At 43.2% G+C, this 17365-nt stretch carries 9 protein-coding genes; 5 read left to right on the forward strand and 4 right to left on the reverse strand.

The features are described 5' to 3' along the window. Positions 1-41 precede the first annotated feature (41 nt). Together A6M13_RS03300 and A6M13_RS03305 are read right to left on the reverse strand one after the other, a co-directional pair. Positions 42-1373, reverse strand: a complete 1332-nt coding sequence (locus tag A6M13_RS03300; protein WP_066542841.1) for a hypothetical protein — start codon at positions 1371-1373, stop codon at positions 42-44. Then, positions 1373-2794: a hypothetical protein gene (locus A6M13_RS03305; protein ID WP_066542843.1), complete on the reverse strand. Its 1422-nt coding sequence runs from the start codon at positions 2792-2794 to the stop codon at positions 1373-1375. Before A6M13_RS03305 ends, A6M13_RS03300 begins: the two co-directional genes overlap by 1 nt. Before the next feature lie 132 nt (positions 2795-2926). On the opposite strand from A6M13_RS03305, the gene A6M13_RS03310 reads away from it, so the two are divergent. From A6M13_RS03310 to A6M13_RS03325, 4 genes are all read left to right on the forward strand, one after another. Next, positions 2927-9043 carry a bacterial Ig-like domain-containing protein gene (locus tag A6M13_RS03310; RefSeq protein ID WP_066542847.1) on the forward strand — a complete coding sequence of 2039 codons (6117 nt, stop codon included), beginning with the start codon at positions 2927-2929 and terminating at the stop codon, positions 9041-9043. 237 nt (positions 9044-9280) lie between these two features. Further along, positions 9281-10708 carry a D-alanyl-D-alanine carboxypeptidase/D-alanyl-D-alanine endopeptidase gene (gene dacB / locus A6M13_RS03315; protein ID WP_066542849.1) on the forward strand — a complete coding sequence of 476 codons (1428 nt, stop codon included), beginning with the start codon at positions 9281-9283 and terminating at the stop codon, positions 10706-10708. Between the two features lie 44 nt (positions 10709-10752). Further along, on the forward strand, positions 10753-13422 hold the full coding sequence (locus tag A6M13_RS03320; protein ID WP_066542850.1) for an S-layer homology domain-containing protein: 2670 nt from the start codon (positions 10753-10755) through the stop codon (positions 13420-13422). 108 nt (positions 13423-13530) lie between these two features. Beyond that, positions 13531-14208, forward strand: a complete 678-nt coding sequence (locus tag A6M13_RS03325; RefSeq protein WP_066542852.1) for an S-layer homology domain-containing protein — start codon at positions 13531-13533, stop codon at positions 14206-14208. Between the two features lie 50 nt (positions 14209-14258). On the opposite strand, the gene A6M13_RS03330 is transcribed toward A6M13_RS03325, so the two are convergent. After that, the gene (locus tag A6M13_RS03330; protein WP_066542855.1) at positions 14259-15626 is read right to left on the reverse strand and encodes an efflux RND transporter periplasmic adaptor subunit; all 1368 of its coding nucleotides are present in this window, start codon (positions 15624-15626) and stop codon (positions 14259-14261) included. Positions 15627-15629: 3 nt separating this feature from the next. Continuing rightward, complete coding sequence (locus A6M13_RS03335; RefSeq protein ID WP_066542857.1) at positions 15630-16301, reverse strand: hypothetical protein; 672 nt, start codon at positions 16299-16301, stop codon at positions 15630-15632. 253 nt (positions 16302-16554) lie between these two features. Here A6M13_RS03335 and A6M13_RS03340 point away from each other — a divergent pair, with 253 nt between their 5' ends. Beyond that, the gene (locus A6M13_RS03340; RefSeq protein ID WP_066542860.1) at positions 16555-17202 is read left to right on the forward strand and encodes an S-layer homology domain-containing protein; all 648 of its coding nucleotides are present in this window, start codon (positions 16555-16557) and stop codon (positions 17200-17202) included. Positions 17203-17365 lie beyond the last annotated feature (163 nt).

Raw genomic sequence — 17365 nt, forward strand, 5'->3', positions numbered from 1 at the left:
GCTTAAAGTTCCGCACTGCTGGCTCAAACGCTCCGCAGTACTCATAGTGAAATCATTTTGCGCTCGGCATTTGTCAGCGCGTTTTCGATGCGCGTGTCAAACGCTGTAAATTGGCGCTCAACATGTGCTGTAACAAGTTCTTCAATACGCGTTGCCGCGATATCTGCTTTTTCTGGTGCAGTTTGAATCGTTGTTTCTAATTTTGTCATCGACGTAGATGTTTGGAGTGCGGCTTTTAGGTCTTGTCGCTGCGCCGCAAAGACACGGTACTGGGCGATGACACCATTAATCGCAGAAACATTTGCCCATTGTGTGTACATGTTTTCAAGCTGTGCGATTGTGTCGTCCGCTTCCTTTAGTGCCACTAGCTGTGTGCTAAAGTCCGAGACGATGGCGATTTTACTTTCAAGTGCCGGTAGTCGGTTTGAAATCGTACTCTCGGCTTTATTGATATACGGCAAGTTTTGCGTAAACGCGGTTTGTAGCGCACGTACAACAGCAGCCTGTTTTGCCTCTGCTGGGTACGGTGTGTACAACATAAATTGTGCGAGTGCTTCATTTGCATCACGCAGTGCATCGACCATTAATAGCCCTGATACGGTCGCATTTGATGACGTTGCTTGCAGTAAGCTTTGTGTATTGGTCCATACTTGCTGTAGCGCTTGTAGTGTTGCAAGAGATGTCGCATTTTGCTGTGCATCCGTCATCGTTTCTGACAGCTGCTCCAGCATCGTATACAGCTCCGTTTGAATAAAGCGTTTATCTTCCGTTGTCGCATTGTAGCCCGCAACGGTTTGTTCTGCTTGTGTTAAGGTAGTCGTCATAGTTTGTAGCTCGCGCTGAATAGTTGTTAATGTCTGTACCATTGTCGTCAGCTGCGTTGTGTTAATCGCTGTGCCTTGCATTAACTGCTCCTGCACGATGCGTAAATCGTCTTGCAATGTCGTGAGCAGAGGGCTTGTTGCGAGTTCTGGATACGCATGTGTAAATTGCGTCATCGTTGTCGCGACATTGTCAAACGTTGTTGCATAAGACGGCGTTGTAACATAAAACGTGCGGTAGTAAGACGTACCGTTTGCGAGCGCTACAATGATAGTATACGTTTCATCGATTTGTAGTGCGGCTTTAGGTGTGACCGTTATTGTCGGCCCGTTTGTTGTCGTTGTGACAGCAAGTGTCGTCGTGCCTTGCTGTAGCGTAATGTTTGTTAGTTCGTGTGGATGTTTTGCCACATCATCACTAAAGGTAATCGTAAATGTATGCTGTGGTGCGATAATAGCAAGCTCGTCATTGACGGCAATTTCTTGTGCCGAAAGCGTCGATGGTAGTAGGAAAAAGAAACAACATATTAGCAGTACGCGTATCGAACTCATTAGTGTACGCTCCCTTCTTGCGCTTGTAAATAGGCTCGTTTCACCGTTTGTAAGTGGTCGAGCATTGTGTCATTTGTATAATCGTAGGCGTTAAAAAGTGCTTCATCAAATGCCATAAATGCGTCTGATACTAAAAAGGCGTCCGACTGTGTGTCGAACCACTGCTCGTAAATAGTTTCGTATTGTGTGAGTTCATGTAAATAGGCATCGTCTAGTAGTATGTCAAAGTCATCTGCATACAGTTCATTCGTTGCGGTGAATTGGTCGAGTGCATCCCAAACGTCATCGGATGTTGTCGCTTCTGTCAGTACGGTCGTAAACGATGTAGATGCATGTTCTAACGCAGTGACAGCTTCTTGGAGTGCAGGCAATGCCTCGATATGCTCGTTATATTGTTGCAGTATTGTAGTAGCGGCAAGTCGTTGTGTGACAATGTCCGGTAAAAGCTCGAGCATCGTTTCTGCGTCATCCAGGGCAGTATATACGTTTTCAGTCAGTTCATGAATTAGCGTTTCATCGGTTATAGAACGCGCATCGTCTATGTCGTCGTGAAGCGCATATAAATACGTGATAAACGCGGACGAATCGACAGCATACTGATCTTCAAACTGCGACAATGTTTGCTGTAATAATGGTTGGAGTAGTACTAAATCAACTGTTAATGGATTCGTCGTTGCGATTGATTGCATAGCTTCAAGCGTTTGTTGTGCCTCTGCTATTGGAAGGTCTGCTACGTTTTCAACGTGTAAAACGGCATCCTCAAGCGTGAGTACTAGCTCTTCGTACATCGTTTCGACTTCTTGCTGTGAGAAGGTAGCTGTTGTTACGAGTGTTGCGGCTTCGGTGAGGACAGCTTGTAATGCTGAAAAGCTGTCTGTGAGCTGATAGAGCTGAGCTGTCAATGTAGACAGTGACGCTTCAAGCTCGGTAATTTGCGCATAGTCACCGAAAGCAAGTTCTAGGTCGAGCAAAATATCCTCGTAGCGTGAAGCAATCGGTAACAATGATACATCAAGTGTTGTCGCTTGTTGCAATTGCGCAAACGCTTCGGCTGCTTGCTGCTGAATCGCTGAAGCGGGGCGAGCAGCTGTTGTAAAGGCGACGCGGTAATGATTGTCATTGGCGAGCGTAATATGTAGCTCGTAATCTTCATCGTAGTGTAAACCTGTTGCGCTTACATAGGCGAGCGGTTGTGTCTGGTCGAGCGTGACAGATACATCGTCTGCGCCAATAATATCAATCGTTGTGATGCGCTCTGCTGTCGGGACATCATTAAATGTCACTGTAAACACATAGTTCGGCGCAACATCGTGAATGGGTGTGAATGTTTGTGTCCATGTTTCTGCGGTCGCTGTTACTGGAATAGCAGTGGCGACAACAGCACACGCTGCAATCGTTGTCACAGTATGAGAAAAATTCATAGCACGGCTCCTTTGTGAATGTTTCTTTTCATATCGGAGTTCGCGTCATACTTCTGAAGGGAAAGCACTCGATTTCACGTTGAAGTTGCCGATAATAAAAGCAAGATGAACATATAGCGGGAGGATACTTTTATGCAAAAAAGTTTAAAGGCGTTTGTTGCGGCAACACTGGCTGTACCACCAGTCGTGATGACGGGCGCAATAGAAGCGGATGCGGCAACAGTTTTTAAAGATGTGCCAACAACGCAAACACATTACGACACAATTATGAAGCTCTACCATGAAAAAGTTATTAGTGGCTATGAAGACGGTACATTCCGTCCGAACCAACAAGTAACGCGTGGGCAAGCGGCGAAAATTTTAGCAGGTGTATTAGGGCTTGTCGAAACAAATAATACATATAACGAGATGGCACCGCATTTCTCAGATGTGCCCAAAACACATAGTTACTATCCGTATATTGAGGCACTTGTACAAGCGGGCATTATTAGCGGATTTGAAGATGGTACATTTCGTCCGAATGCCACATTAACGCGTGGCCAAATGTCGAAAATCATTTATAACGGCTTTAACTTAGATAAGTTTCCAGATGTCGCATTACCGTTTAACGATGTACCGGGTGATCACCAATATTATCACTTTGTAAAGTCGTTATATGCATTAGGCGTAACTGTCGGCAAGACGCCAACAGTATACGGCACAAGCGACCGCGTTACGCGTGGACAACTGGCATCGTTTGTGATTCGTGCGCGTCACGTGGAAGATACGGCAACGGTTGCGAAAGTGCAGTCGATTGACGGTGATCGTATTACGCTTGATATTGGTACATATGAGATTGGTACGAGCTTGAAAGGGATTTTAAACGACCAAAATAAAACGGCATTACTCGGTGCGGATATTACATTATATGCGTCAAAAAATACGATTGTCGGCATTCAGCAAATTGAGTTAAATGCACGTGGTACCGAACAGAATCCGATTGTGTTTGATGGGGGCAATCAGTTATTCCAAGGCGACCTTGTCGTGAATAGTGAATATGCGACAGTGCGCAATATGACCATTGCAGGAAACGTGCTCGTAAATGGTGTCAACAGTGGCGGCACCCGTACTGAAAAAATGGTTACATTTAGAAATATGAACGCTACCACAACGGAAATTGCCGATAATTATGCGTATGTGAACAGCACGAATGTGTCGAATGCAAAGGGTACTGTGTATGTGAATACGGTAAACGCGAATATGGGCATTGTAAAAGTTGCGCGTGAGGAAGTGTCACTTACAACAGATACAGCATTTGGGCGTGTAGAAGTGGACGAAGCGATTGAAGCACTGGATCTATTCGGTGAGGTGACGACGCTAGAAATTGCCTCGAAGCAATTTACAGTAGGCGGTAACGGCGTTGTGACGACGTTAAACTATCGTCAAAAAGGGCTTCTTACGCTGACGTTAAGCGGTCGCGTCGGTAATTTGAATATGACAAAAGAAGACGGGCTTGTGCACATTGGCGAGCGTACGGAAATTGACCGATTGGCGAAATTATCGCGTATTCCATTAGAGGATGTGATTGCTAATGTCGATGATGCACAGCAACGAATCGCTGAAGTGGTGGAATACGGTATGGAGAATAGTGGTGTGACATCGCTCGAAGCGTTGTTAGTCACATCATTACGTACCGATCGAACGTATTTACAAGGAGAGGCGCTGGATTTAACAGAGTTTATCGTGACAGGTGTTTATGCGGATGGCTCAACGAAAAGACAACGTATTACAGCTTCTTCGATTACAGGCTATAATCCACACGTAACAGGGAAGCAGACGTTGACGTTTACAATCGATGGCGTTCGTACACAGCTAGCTGTCAATGTTGTGCCGCTTACGAGCTTAAAAGTGATTCAAAATCCAACGAAGACGATTTATCGTGTCGGGGATGGGTTTAGTGCGGCGGGTCTTTTAATAGAAGGAACGTATGCAAATGGTGCAGTAAAAACGGAAACGATTACGGCAAGTCAACTAAGTGGCTATAATTTAGCGAATCAAGGGACACAAACGGTGACGGTATCCATGTACGGCAAAACGACAAATTTCCCGATTCGTGTGTTGGCAAAAGACGCACCTGTTTTACAAAAAATTGCGGTGACGCAACTACCAACGAAACAAAAATATTACCAAGGTGAAGCGCTTAATTTATCAGGCTTAACCGTAACAGGTACATATGCGGATGGACGCACACAAACGGAGACGATTACACCGGCACACATTACGGGCTATAACGCATTGCGCGGTGGGAAGCAAACATTAACAGTGAATATGAATGGCTTAAAAGCTTCGTTCAATGTAGATGTCGTGGCAATGGATGCACTTGTCGTAAAAAATTTACCGACAAAGCGTGAATATCGCGTTGGTGAGCAACTGCAGCTAAGTGGCTTACAAGTTGTTGGGCGTTATGCGGATGGTACAGAGCGTGTGGAAACAGTCGATAGTCGTCATGTAACGGGCTTTAATAGCGCGCGTACAGGCACACAAACTGTACGTGTGACAGTGAATGGTCGAGCGACGAGCTTTGATGTCAAAGTGATGAGTGTGACGGGTATTTCTGTATCGAAGCTGCCAAATAAAGTGGAATATTTCCCAGGAGAGCCTTTAGAGCTTGCAGGCTTCCAAATTCAAGCAGAGTATTCAGACCAAACCGTCCAAAACTTTGACGGGAGCTACGCAACGGTAACGGGTTATAACCCAAATTTATGGGGCGACCAAGTGCTAACCGTAACGTATGACGGCTTTGCGACGCAGTTTAAAATTCGTGTGCTACCACTACGTTCTTTAAGCGTTGAAACATCGCCTGCAAAAACAACATATGCTCAAGGTGAAGCATTAGATTTAACGGGCTTAAAAGTAATCGGTACGTACGATGGTGGCATTACGCGTGAAGAGCAAGTGACGATGAGCATGATTTCGAATTTTGACTCAAGTTTGCACAACTCAGAGCAAAATGTCATGGTGACGATTAACGGCATTACGACAACATTTAAAGTGCGTATTTTACAAGCACCACTTGCGATGTCGAGTCTTGTGATTACACGTCAGCCGGACCGTATTCGTTATCGTGTTGGTATGCCATTCTCACCAAACGGCATGATTATTACAGCGCTGAACAATGACGGTACAACGGAAACGATTGCACTTGATAATCCGTCTTTACAAATTTCACAAATTGATACATCTACTGCTGGTGAGAAAACATTAACGGTGAAGTACGGTGTGTTTGAAGCAACGATGCCGATTGATGTGTATGATGCGGAGTTAACAGGTATTGCGGCATCTACTATTAAAACGGCATATGTGAAAGGCGAAGAGCTCGATTTAAGTATGGTGACGGTATTAGCGGCATATAATGACGGCACAGAGGAATTATCACAAGGTGACTATGAAATTTCAGGTTACGATAAAAACACAGTCGGTGAGCAAACGGTCACGGTAACCTTTAACGGCAAAACAGCTACATTTACGGTAAATGTAGCAGATAACGCAATTCGCAACTTTACGGTTGAGCCTCAAACGATTTTCGTACCACAATATACAGATGTCGATGTGACGAAATTAACGCTTGTTGCAACGATGGACAATGCGGAAGGTGAGCAGCGCCGCATTCAAGGTTCGGTTGGCGCAGTTGCAGTAGAGGGCTATGATAAAACAACACTCGGTACGTACCCAGTGCGTGTCACATATGGTGGCAAAACAGCAAATGCAACCGTGCGTGTCGTATCAGCGAATACGATTGTATCGGTTGATAAAGTAGAGCTTTGGTGGAATAAAGACGGTGTACATGAGAAGTATCCGTACAGCGTTGTTTCGAAGCAAGATACCGATGCATATCATGTGTACTTCCGTGTCATCGAAGCTACAAATGGTGCAGGTCGTACAGTAACAGACCGCGCTGTATTAGATACGATTCGTATTAATACGGTGAATATGGCAAATGCGGAAACAGGTCAGCCGAATACAGTTGCAGCACAAGTCAATGGTCAAACAAATCGTCTGCAAATTCAACAACCAGCAAAACTACAAGTGGCATTGCGTTATATTGTCGATGGCATTCCGTTAGACACGCCAGTGATGTATCCGTTAACGACTGTGACGACACGTCAAATTACATCGGTCGCGCGTACGTCTGGAGAAGCGGTAGCCACGACGAATTCAGCGGGCGTTACAGCAACGGCGAAGACGATTACATTTAACACGCTTGACCAGTCAGGCGATTTATTTACACAGGCAGTCGCAGATGGCTTGTATTACACATTAACAAAATCAGGTGCAACTGAAAATGCAACAGCTCAAGCGATTCGTAATTATGCGAACGGGCAAGGCAAAATCGAAACGAATATACAAGAAGCAGGCACATATACAGTTCGTATTTATAATGCGGCAAACCGTCAAACGAAGCTAGGTGAGTTTACGGTAGCGGCGAAGCGCATTACGATGCCAACAGCGGCAACCGATTATGACTATACGATAGACTTTGTGACACCGAAGACAACACTCGATGTTGCGAACTATGCGTGGCATAACGACTATACAGTCATGCCAACTGTGACAGATAGCTTACAAATTGCTACGAAGGCATTTGTTGATGGGGTACAAGTAGATTTACCACAAAATGTGACAGTGCGCTTACGTTCAAATGAAGGTATGACCTACGCAAACGGTGTCGTAACAGCGAATGCTGCGGTGAAGCCTGTGACGAATTATGTGGGCGTATATGTAGGGGATACAGAAATTGCGGTATCACCGGCCATTAAACTTGTGAACACATTGCCAAAATATGACCTTCTTGCAACGACAGAAAGCATTGATATTTTTAAATATTTTACAGCGCAAGACCAATCACTGCGTGTAAAGCTTCAACAAAATGAGACATTAACAGCGGCAGAAAACACGCGTTTACAAGCGCTTGTGTTAGAGGCACTACTAGATGTGTCAACAATTGATGTCAACCGTCAAGCGATTCGTAAAATTGATGTCATTCCGACACCGATTGAAAGTTCACCAGACGGCAGTAAAAAGCGAGTAGCGGTCAATGTAACGATCCGTGATATGTTTACACCAGAAGGCACAAATAAAGTTTTAAGTCTGACGGGTGAATATGTCGATGTATGGATGAAGGAAGCGAGCATGGCCGTATCGGGTGCTGAAGCGACAGCCGCGAAAGTGACAATTAGTACAGCTGATTTAGTACAGCCAGCGACGACAGCGAGTGAAGTCGCGATTGTGGAAACAACAGGTGGTGTGCGACGAACGTTATATAAAGGAACGTACGCACAGACGAATGATACGGCGAACTTGCTGAATGCGAAGTATGCAAGCTATAACGCACTCGTTAGCCAATTGACGCAAGCTGTTGGCACAACGATGAATATTACGCAAACAGGCAACAAAATTCGTGTTAATTTAATTGCGGGAAGTGGTTCGTTAAACGGCACGACATATCAGCTTGAAGTGAATGGTAGCTCGGCATTCCAGCTAAATGAATTTGCGGCGGCTGGAGAAGTTGATATTGTGCGCGTAATGGCAGAAGGTAGAGAAGCGAGCACATTACAAATTGACGGTACGGACTTTGTGTATAATCCAAATACAGCATCGCCAGAGTTTCAAGACATTACAGCGCAGCGTGTGGAATATGCAACGGTGGACGCGTTAACGACATTAATTAATCGCGTAGGGGGCACATCACCATTTGTAACAGCAGCCTATACAGGTGGCGACATTGTGCTGACAACGACTGGGAAAGGTGTCGCAGATTCACAAGCAAGCATTAGTGACGCAGCCCTTTTTGTCAATGGATTAGAAGTGGCAGAACAAACGGTTGAAGATCTTACGTATCAATATCGTAATCCGTGGATAGTCGGTACTGACGCAGTATATGTTGGCGATTTAAAGCTTACATTCTCACAAGCGGTACAAATTCCGTTAACGCAAGAAGGTGTACCGGCAGTGCCAATGACGATTGCTTACAGCGCAAACGGCACAGCGGATACGATTGAGCTTACGCCAGCGATGGTACAACAGCATGTAACGGTCAACGGTTCGACGGTGACAATTTCACTAGACGCATTAGGCGAACATAAAGAGGTATTGACAGCATCCAATACCACTGTGAAAATTACCGAGGTAGATGGTTTGGAAGCGGCGAAAGGTTTCTACACAAGCCAAGTTCAAGGTGTCTATCAAGACGTAACGATCCAGCGACAATAAGCAATTTTACGAAAGGCTATTACTTTACGTGCGACAAAAAGCATAGAGGTAATAGTCTTTTGTTTCTACTTGTCTTACAACTATACGGAATGATATTGTATAAATTAGTAATCAATAAAATAATTATACATAAAATGCTATTTGTAGTTCACAAGGTAGACGGTGTAAAAAAGCCCCATAGTCGTATAGAGCAATCGTATAAACTTCCTTACAATAAAGGACGAGGAGAGTGATTATGTGAAGAAAATATTAATTGTTTGGATGTCTCTTTTATTAGTGGTGACGATGCTTGTTCCAACGGCATCTGCAAGTACTGCGCAACTGAGTAAGGTGGTGCAGTCACAAATGAAAGGAATTCAAGCAACGGTAGCGGTGCGCGATTTAGATACTAATACATTTGTATATGGTTATTACCAAAATTTATCGCTTGCACCAGCTTCAACGATTAAATTATTAACAGCATCTGCAGCTTTGGCACATTTGGGCGAAGGTTATCAACTAACGACGGATTTATATATCGACGGGACCATTAATGGCAATACATTAAATGGTAATGTGTATGTGCGTGGTGAAGGTGACCCAAGTTTTCAGGCCAATGATTTTGTGGCATTTGCGAACGCGTTAAAAGCGAAAGGGATTACGCATATTAACGGTCATTTATACGGAGATGAGTCGTGGTTTAGCGGGCCTCGTTTAGCACCAGGCATTAACCGCAATGATGAATTACATTATTACGGGGCACAAATTACAGCATTAACGATGTCACCGAATAATGATTATGATGCTAGTACCATGATTGTTTCAGCAGCAGGGTCACGTGTTGGGAATAAACCAACCTTAACATTTGCACCGAACGCAAGTGGCATGAACATTGTGAACCAAGCGCGAACAGTGGCGCGTGGCAAAGCGAATACATTGTCGATTCGTCGCGTTTATAACACAAACCGCGTCATTGTATCCGGCAATATTCCAGTCGGTTCAACGCGCCGAGAATGGGTGACATTATATAGCCCGACATTAAGTACATTAGTGGCGATGCAGCAAGTATGGCAAGAGCAAGGTATTACATTTGCACGTGGCGCGCAGCAAACATATGCAAAAGTGCCAAAACATGCTGAATTAATCTCACAAACAAAATCTGTACCGTTAGACGAATTAATTTTCATGATGAATAAATTGAGTAATAATAGTATTGCAGACATTTTAGTACGCACACTTGGGAAAGTGGTGAAGGGCGAAGGTAGCAATACAGCTGGAACACAAGTATTAGCAGAATATGCACAGTCTATCGGCTTAGATATGTCACGTATTCGTATACTGGATGGTTCGGGAATGTCATTAAATAATCGCATCACAAGTAATGAAATGGCAAAGCTTTTAGTACACGCTAACCGCAGTCCGTGGTATAAGGCAAACTTTTTACCGAGCTTACCAAAAGCAGGACACAACGCACGTTTAGAAGGTGGCACAATGCGCTATCGTTTAACCGCGATACCGAACCGCGTGATGGCAAAGACCGGCACACAAACCGGTGTAAATGCATTGGCGGGATATGTTCGTGGGAAAAGTGGCAAATGGTATGCGTATAGCATCATTACAAAAGCAGGTTCATCAACTGTTCCACGTATTGACCGTGTTGTACGCGAAATGTACGAGCAATTATAGTAAAGTAAGCAGTGTTCAAAAAATCGTTCGGGGGAATGAATGACATGACAAAAAAACAATGGCTCGCAACAATTGCAACAGTGACGGCTGTGTCAACAGGAACTATACCGGCACAAGCGGCAACGAATTTTACAGATATCGGTACATATAGCGAAAGTGTACAGAAAGAAATTGAAGCGTTAACACTTGCTAAAATTGTACAAGGAACATCAGAAACAACGTTCTCACCTGCGCGCAATATTACACGTGCGCAAGTGGTGAAACTATTAGGGCGTTTTTTAGTGAATGAAGGCTATGCAAAAGTGCCGGAAGATTGGGAAACGAAACAGCGCTTTAACGATGTGTCGTTAACTGCGACCGATAAAGATTTATTGTTAAATGCAGCAATCGTTTATGATGCAAAAGTGTTCCAAGGCAGTAACGGGGCATTAATGTCGACACAGTTTGTATCGCGTGAAAACATGGCACTTATTTTAGACCGTGCTTCTAAAGTGATTTTAGGCACATCATTTTCAGAGCGTTATAAAGAAGATGAGACATTACAAGCAAGTGTCAAAGATATTTTTGTCGCAAAGGCAGAGTCGCGTGTTGCTATTGAAGCGCTAAAAGCTTTTGGCGTTTCCAATGTGGACACGTTTAATCCAAAAAGCTATGTGACGCGTGCGAACTTCGTATCGTTTTTACATCGTGCATTTTTCACAGGTTTAATGGAGCCACCGATCACGATTACAGAAGCAGTTGCTACATCGAAAACAACATTATCGGTAACGCTCAGTGATGGCACGAAGCATGAAGTGACATTACAAGAAGCGCTAGAAGAAAATTTATTAACGACTGTAACGTTTATGATTGATGAAACGGAATATAGCGCAACGGTTATGTTTAAAGAAGCGGAGCTCCGTGTGAAACAAGTAGAGCAATTAAACGGTGCACAACTCGCGATTCATTTTAACCATGCGATCACAACAGTTGGTGATGTCTCGGTACGTGGAATTGATGTCACAAACGGCGTGAACATGGAAAACGTGACATTATCTGCAGATAAACGTACAGCAATTGTTACGCTAGACAGTGAAATGGTTGGACGTTACGTTGTGGCAGTGTCGCAATTTAAAGCAGCTTCAGGGGTAACGAATACCGGGTTTGATGAAGTGTTAACGTTTGAAGAAGATACAAAAGCCCCGACAATTAGTGGGACGGAACAGCCATTTGCGAACCGTGTTGTTGTTAAGTTTTCAGAACCATTACGAGAAATTGGTACGGTGACATTAGCGTTAGAAGATGGTACAGCTGTTGTGGCAGCAACATCGTTTGGTGAGCAACGTAATGAAGTCGTATTTGATTTATCATCGACAGCCATTCCTGCGAATGCGGAGCTTGTTGCGACATTTGTCGGAACATCAGATATTGCAGGCAATTTAATTGCGCCAAACCCTTCCACAACAACGTTCCAAAAAGGGGAAGCGGACGGTACACCACCAACGATAACGGAAGTAGAACAGACTGGTGCAAAAGAGATGAAAATTGTATTCTCTGAAGCGATTCGTCCCGTTAGTCTTGCGCAAATTAGCGTATCACGCGGCACAGCGTTAAATGCCATTGTGGGCGTGATGCACATTTCTGATGCCGAAGTACTTGTGAAAACGACAGACGTACTAGATGGGCTGACGACAGTTATTGCACGTGATGTAGAAGATTTATCAGGTGAAATTGCAAGGCAATTACATGCAGCACCAGTATTTACAGTAGACCGTACGCCACCAGTTGCGACAGCTTCAACATTTGTGATGATTGACGGTCATCAATATATGGATATTACATTTGATAAGCCAGTATATGTAGAAGAAGGCAAAGCGATTGTAAGCGGAACATATGTAAAGGATGCAGTGACACATACATTAGCACGAAAAGAGGCAGCTGTGACGGCGCTTGATGCACAAACGGTTCGTGTGAAAGTTTCGGCTATGTCAGAGGCAACAACAGAGAATGCGCAATATATTGTCGATGTCGCCTTTAACGGTGTTGTGAGTGATGCAGATGTTGTGCCGACTACGCTGAAAAACGTAGCATTTACGCGCGCGAAAGATACGACAGAAAATACATTGAAAATTGCGGTGACAAATGTAAAGGCAGTAGACCCACATACAGTAGAAGTGACGTTCTCTGCCAATGTCGATGCAAAAACAGCAACGGACATTACGAACTATACCATTGATAGTGTAGCGATTGAAAAAGCAGTAGTTCACGCCGACCGTTTACACAAAGCAGTGTTAACATTAGCACCGAATTCTGTTAGTCATAGCGGTAATCGCTATATGGCGATTCAAAATATCCAAGCAGATGGCTCAACTGTCAAAATGGATGCATATCAGACGGTTGTGGATTTAACGGAAAATACACCGCCACAAATCGAGAAGGTGGATATTTTGCAAGATAATCAGCTGAAGATTACGTTCTCAGAAGCGGTTATCGGTGTAGCAGAAAGTTCATTTGTTGTTACAAATGGCACAAATACATTTATTAATACGACAACAACGACAGATGCAACAACCGCGACACCAACAGTTGTAGAAGCGATTGTAACACTACGTAACGGAGATTCATTTGATGTAAAAGAGCCGATTGTTTTAACCTTAAATGAAAGTGCTTATATTCATGATGCTGCGCAAAATGTACTGAATTTCGATGAATATATCGTTCCAGTTGCACCATAACATTATACAAAAAGGAGTGCTAGCGCATTATTTTGCCGGCACCCCTTTTACTTTTGTAACATTTTTTAGTAGAGTAGCGTCTTATAGAGGAAAGTGGGAGGTAGAAATATGAAACGATTGATGAAAAAAGGTGCAGCATTGCTAGCGGCGGTGACGATTGCAACAACTATCGTAGCACCACAAGCATCAGCAGCGAGCTTTAAAGATATAGGTGGCTATTCAGCAACGACACAAGCACAAATTAATATGCTGGCACAAATGGGCATTGTAAAAGGCACAACACCGACAACATTTTCACCAGCAGTTGAAATGTCACGTGGACAGGTTGTGAAGCTATTAGGTCGCTTTTTAATTGAAAATGGTTTGGCAAAAGTGCCAAGTGATTGGAAAACGAAGCAACGCTTTAAAGATGTCTCGACAGGTGCTAAAGACCAAGAGCTATTAATGTATGGTTCGGTTGTATATGATAAGGGGATTTTTGTTGGCAGTAACGGTTATTTAATGACGAGCGATAGTTTAACACGTGAAAATATGGCGTTATTAATGGACCGTACAGCAAAAGTGCTAACAGGAAAATCATTTGTAGATATGCATAAAGCAGAAGGTACGAAGCATCAAGTGAGCGATTTAAGTAGCGCAAAAGCAGAGGCACGTGAAGCGATTGCAGCGATGAATGCTTTAGGTGTATCGACCGTATCGAAATATAAGCCGAAAACACATTTACAGCGTGTGCATTTAGTGACGTTTTTAAGCAACGCATTAGATGTGGCAATGAAATATCGCTAAAAAGGCAGTGAAAAGCCCCCGACGGTTTAACGTCGGGGGCTTTTTCTCTTTTAAAACAGTAAATACTTCACGTAATCTTCCCATGAAAGCATTTTTACTTGTTCCCACTGTAGCTTACGTGTTGGCATTGTCATAAATGTTTCTGCGTAAATGTCACGCTCTGTTGCATTTAACATAATTGTGCCGTCCACTAAATCAGTAGGTGTTACGGCTGCGTCACCAATTGTGAATGACACATCAATTGGATTTAAACGAACGCGACCGTCATAACCAAGTGTATACACATTGTCTTCACCGAAGTACGCAAGTGAATCGTCCGCTAATGGGTCGATTGTGACTGTTTCTTCTGATGTCACTGCATCTGTATCTTCTACAGCATCTACAGCTTCTTCAAGTGCTGTATCTTCTGTTACAGGAGGCGGTGCAATCCAGGCAATTGGTAGCTTGTATGCAAATGGCTCTTCATCTAAAACGATAGAGGCATTCGCAAAAGAACCGAATGGTAACGAGTCAATTGGCATATCTGTTTCGATCGATACTTCGTAAAGTGTGCGGTCCTTATACGCATCAAGCTGTTGCATTAATGCATATTCTGGAGAGTCTGTTGCAGGCACTTTATGCTTCGAAGCAACCATACCTGTCACTTCATTTTCAATCGTTTCATCTTCAATATTTGCTTCTACAGAGGCAGCTTGACCTGTTTCAAGGCGTTGCCACTCTGTATCAGATACAAAGGTAACGTAACGCTGCTCATTGGCATATAGCTCAATAGAGATAAAACCGTTATCGTGAGTAATCGCTGTCACGGTAGCGTCGATTGGGCTTAGTAATGCGGCATTTGAACCATCGGACATTGCTAAGTAGCCATCGACCATGTCTAAATTGCGTTGTACTTCAATCATACGTTGATCGATAATCGCTGCTGCTTCAAGCGGTGAATTTGACGATGCGACTTCTAACGCCACATCTACTGAAATGTTTTCGCCCACTTCTGTTAAATTTAAGTTACCAGTTGGTCGAGTGTCTGAAACACTACCGATTGAGTTTGCGACCGATTGTAATGCATCTAGCTCATCTTCATATGCTTCTGCTTGAATTTCAAGACGTTCAAATTCACGTTCAGAGGCATCTGATTCGAATGATAGTAGTTCTTGTCCTGCTAATACTTCATCGCCTACTTGTACAAGTAATTCATCCACGTCTGTCGCATTTGCTGTAACATGTTGAATTGATTTGGCACTAAGTACGGCATCTTTCTTTAATACTTGTTCATGTGAGTCAGCTTTTGCGACCGCATATTCATTAATAAAATATGAACGGAATACAGGGCTGTCTTCATTGAATGTTACATAGCTGCTAACACCGGCTACAGCTGCACATAATACGGTTGGAATTACGACTGATTTTTTGATTTTCATCGATTATAGCCCCCTTACAATCCAGTCTTGTAATGGTAGCACACTTAAAATCGCTACAAAGATGGCAAGAATAATGTGGACGAAAATAATTTTAAATAATAATGTCCCGTTATTGCCATCATTCCATTTTTTTAGGAATGTGAATTGCACCGCGATTACTGCAACAAGACCTACTGTGAATTGGTTCACTAAAAATAGTGCGAATTCATGAGATGTCCATTGTGCTAAAATCGGTGCGAATGATAGGAATGATAAGTTTGTTGAGTAGCCAACGTTGTAGAACACGATGAAGTGTATAAGCTTTTCTAACACTAAAATACAGATTGTAAATAGTTGTACACGTTTAATCCACTTGTATGGAAGCTCTGTTAATAAGTATAAGAAATATGTAACAACGTAATAGTGGAATGCGAAATATAGCATGCCCCAAATGACTGCACCCATGGCAGATAAGTATCGAGCGGTTATGTACTCATCCATAAACCCTTGCGCAAAGAGTGCGGTAGCTTGTTCAGTTCCTAGCCCCCATAAGTCGCGAACAAGGAATAAAAGAGCTGTTAAAACGAACACGAGAACTGCACGTAATTTATAGCCCCTCATTTCCAAGTCTTGTTGAAGTGCGTTATGGAAAGGAGCTGGGTTTACAAAGCTGCGCCAAATTGAATAATTGAACACGAGAAAAGTCCCCTTTCTAAATATGACAGTTGTAAGTATAGATTCCTTCATAATTAAATGTAACAGAAATCGCGTAAAATAAAAGGAAAAAATTGCGAGCCGTCAGCAAGAAATTTATATTTATTTTGACGAAAATTTCAGATGAAAGTTCGAATGGATGTTTGCGTGTTAAAAAAATGTTGCGTATATTATAATAAGTACGAAAAAATAATAGATTACTATTAAGTATGTCAGTGAGGGGGCAGGATTTTCTTTGAAGCTAAAAAACTGGGTTGGCGTTGTCATTGTTGGCATTACGCTTACTTTAGCAACGTTGACCGTGTCAGCGTTAGCACAACAAGCGTCTCCTTTTTCAGATATTAAGGGCAACACACATGAACAGGCAATTAAAACCTTATATAAAGAACAAATTGTTTTCGGGAAAACGTCTAAGCTGTATGCCCCAAATGATGTCGCCACACGTGGCGAAACAGCACAAATGTTTGCGAATGCGTTACAGCTAGATACATCGAATGTGGACAATCCGCATTTCCCAGATATACCGACAACGCATAAATATTACGGTGCGATTGCGGCACTTGCGAATGCAGGTATTGTATCTGGCAATAACGGTTATTTTATGCCGGATGGTGATTTTAAACGTTCACACGCTGCGAAAATGCTAACGCTCGGCTTTGACTTAACGATGGCAACATCGATATCAACGAAATTTATTGATATGCCGACACATTATGAAACGGCGCTGTATGTGCAAACGCTTGTTGATTATGAGTTAACACGTGGTACAACACCGACAACATTCCACCCGAATAACGCTTTAACGCGTGGTCATGTGGCGACATTTTTATACAACACAATTGAGGCATTAGCGGATGATTTAACGATTGCGGATGTAGAGTAAATGTGGCGTGTGATGACGAAAGCAGAAAAATATCCTTCAGCAGTTGTCGTTGCTGAGGGATATTTCTTTTTGTCCCAACCGCTTTCTTACATTTCAGCACGTTACCTTCAAAAAAGTTGCCAATAACCGATACTCGAAGTAAGGGAATTTGAACACCGAAAGG

Origin of the sequence: Caryophanon tenue, assembly GCF_001700315.1 — a bacterium.
In the GTDB taxonomy this organism is placed as follows: Bacteria; Bacillota; Bacilli; order Bacillales_A; family Planococcaceae; genus Caryophanon; species Caryophanon tenue.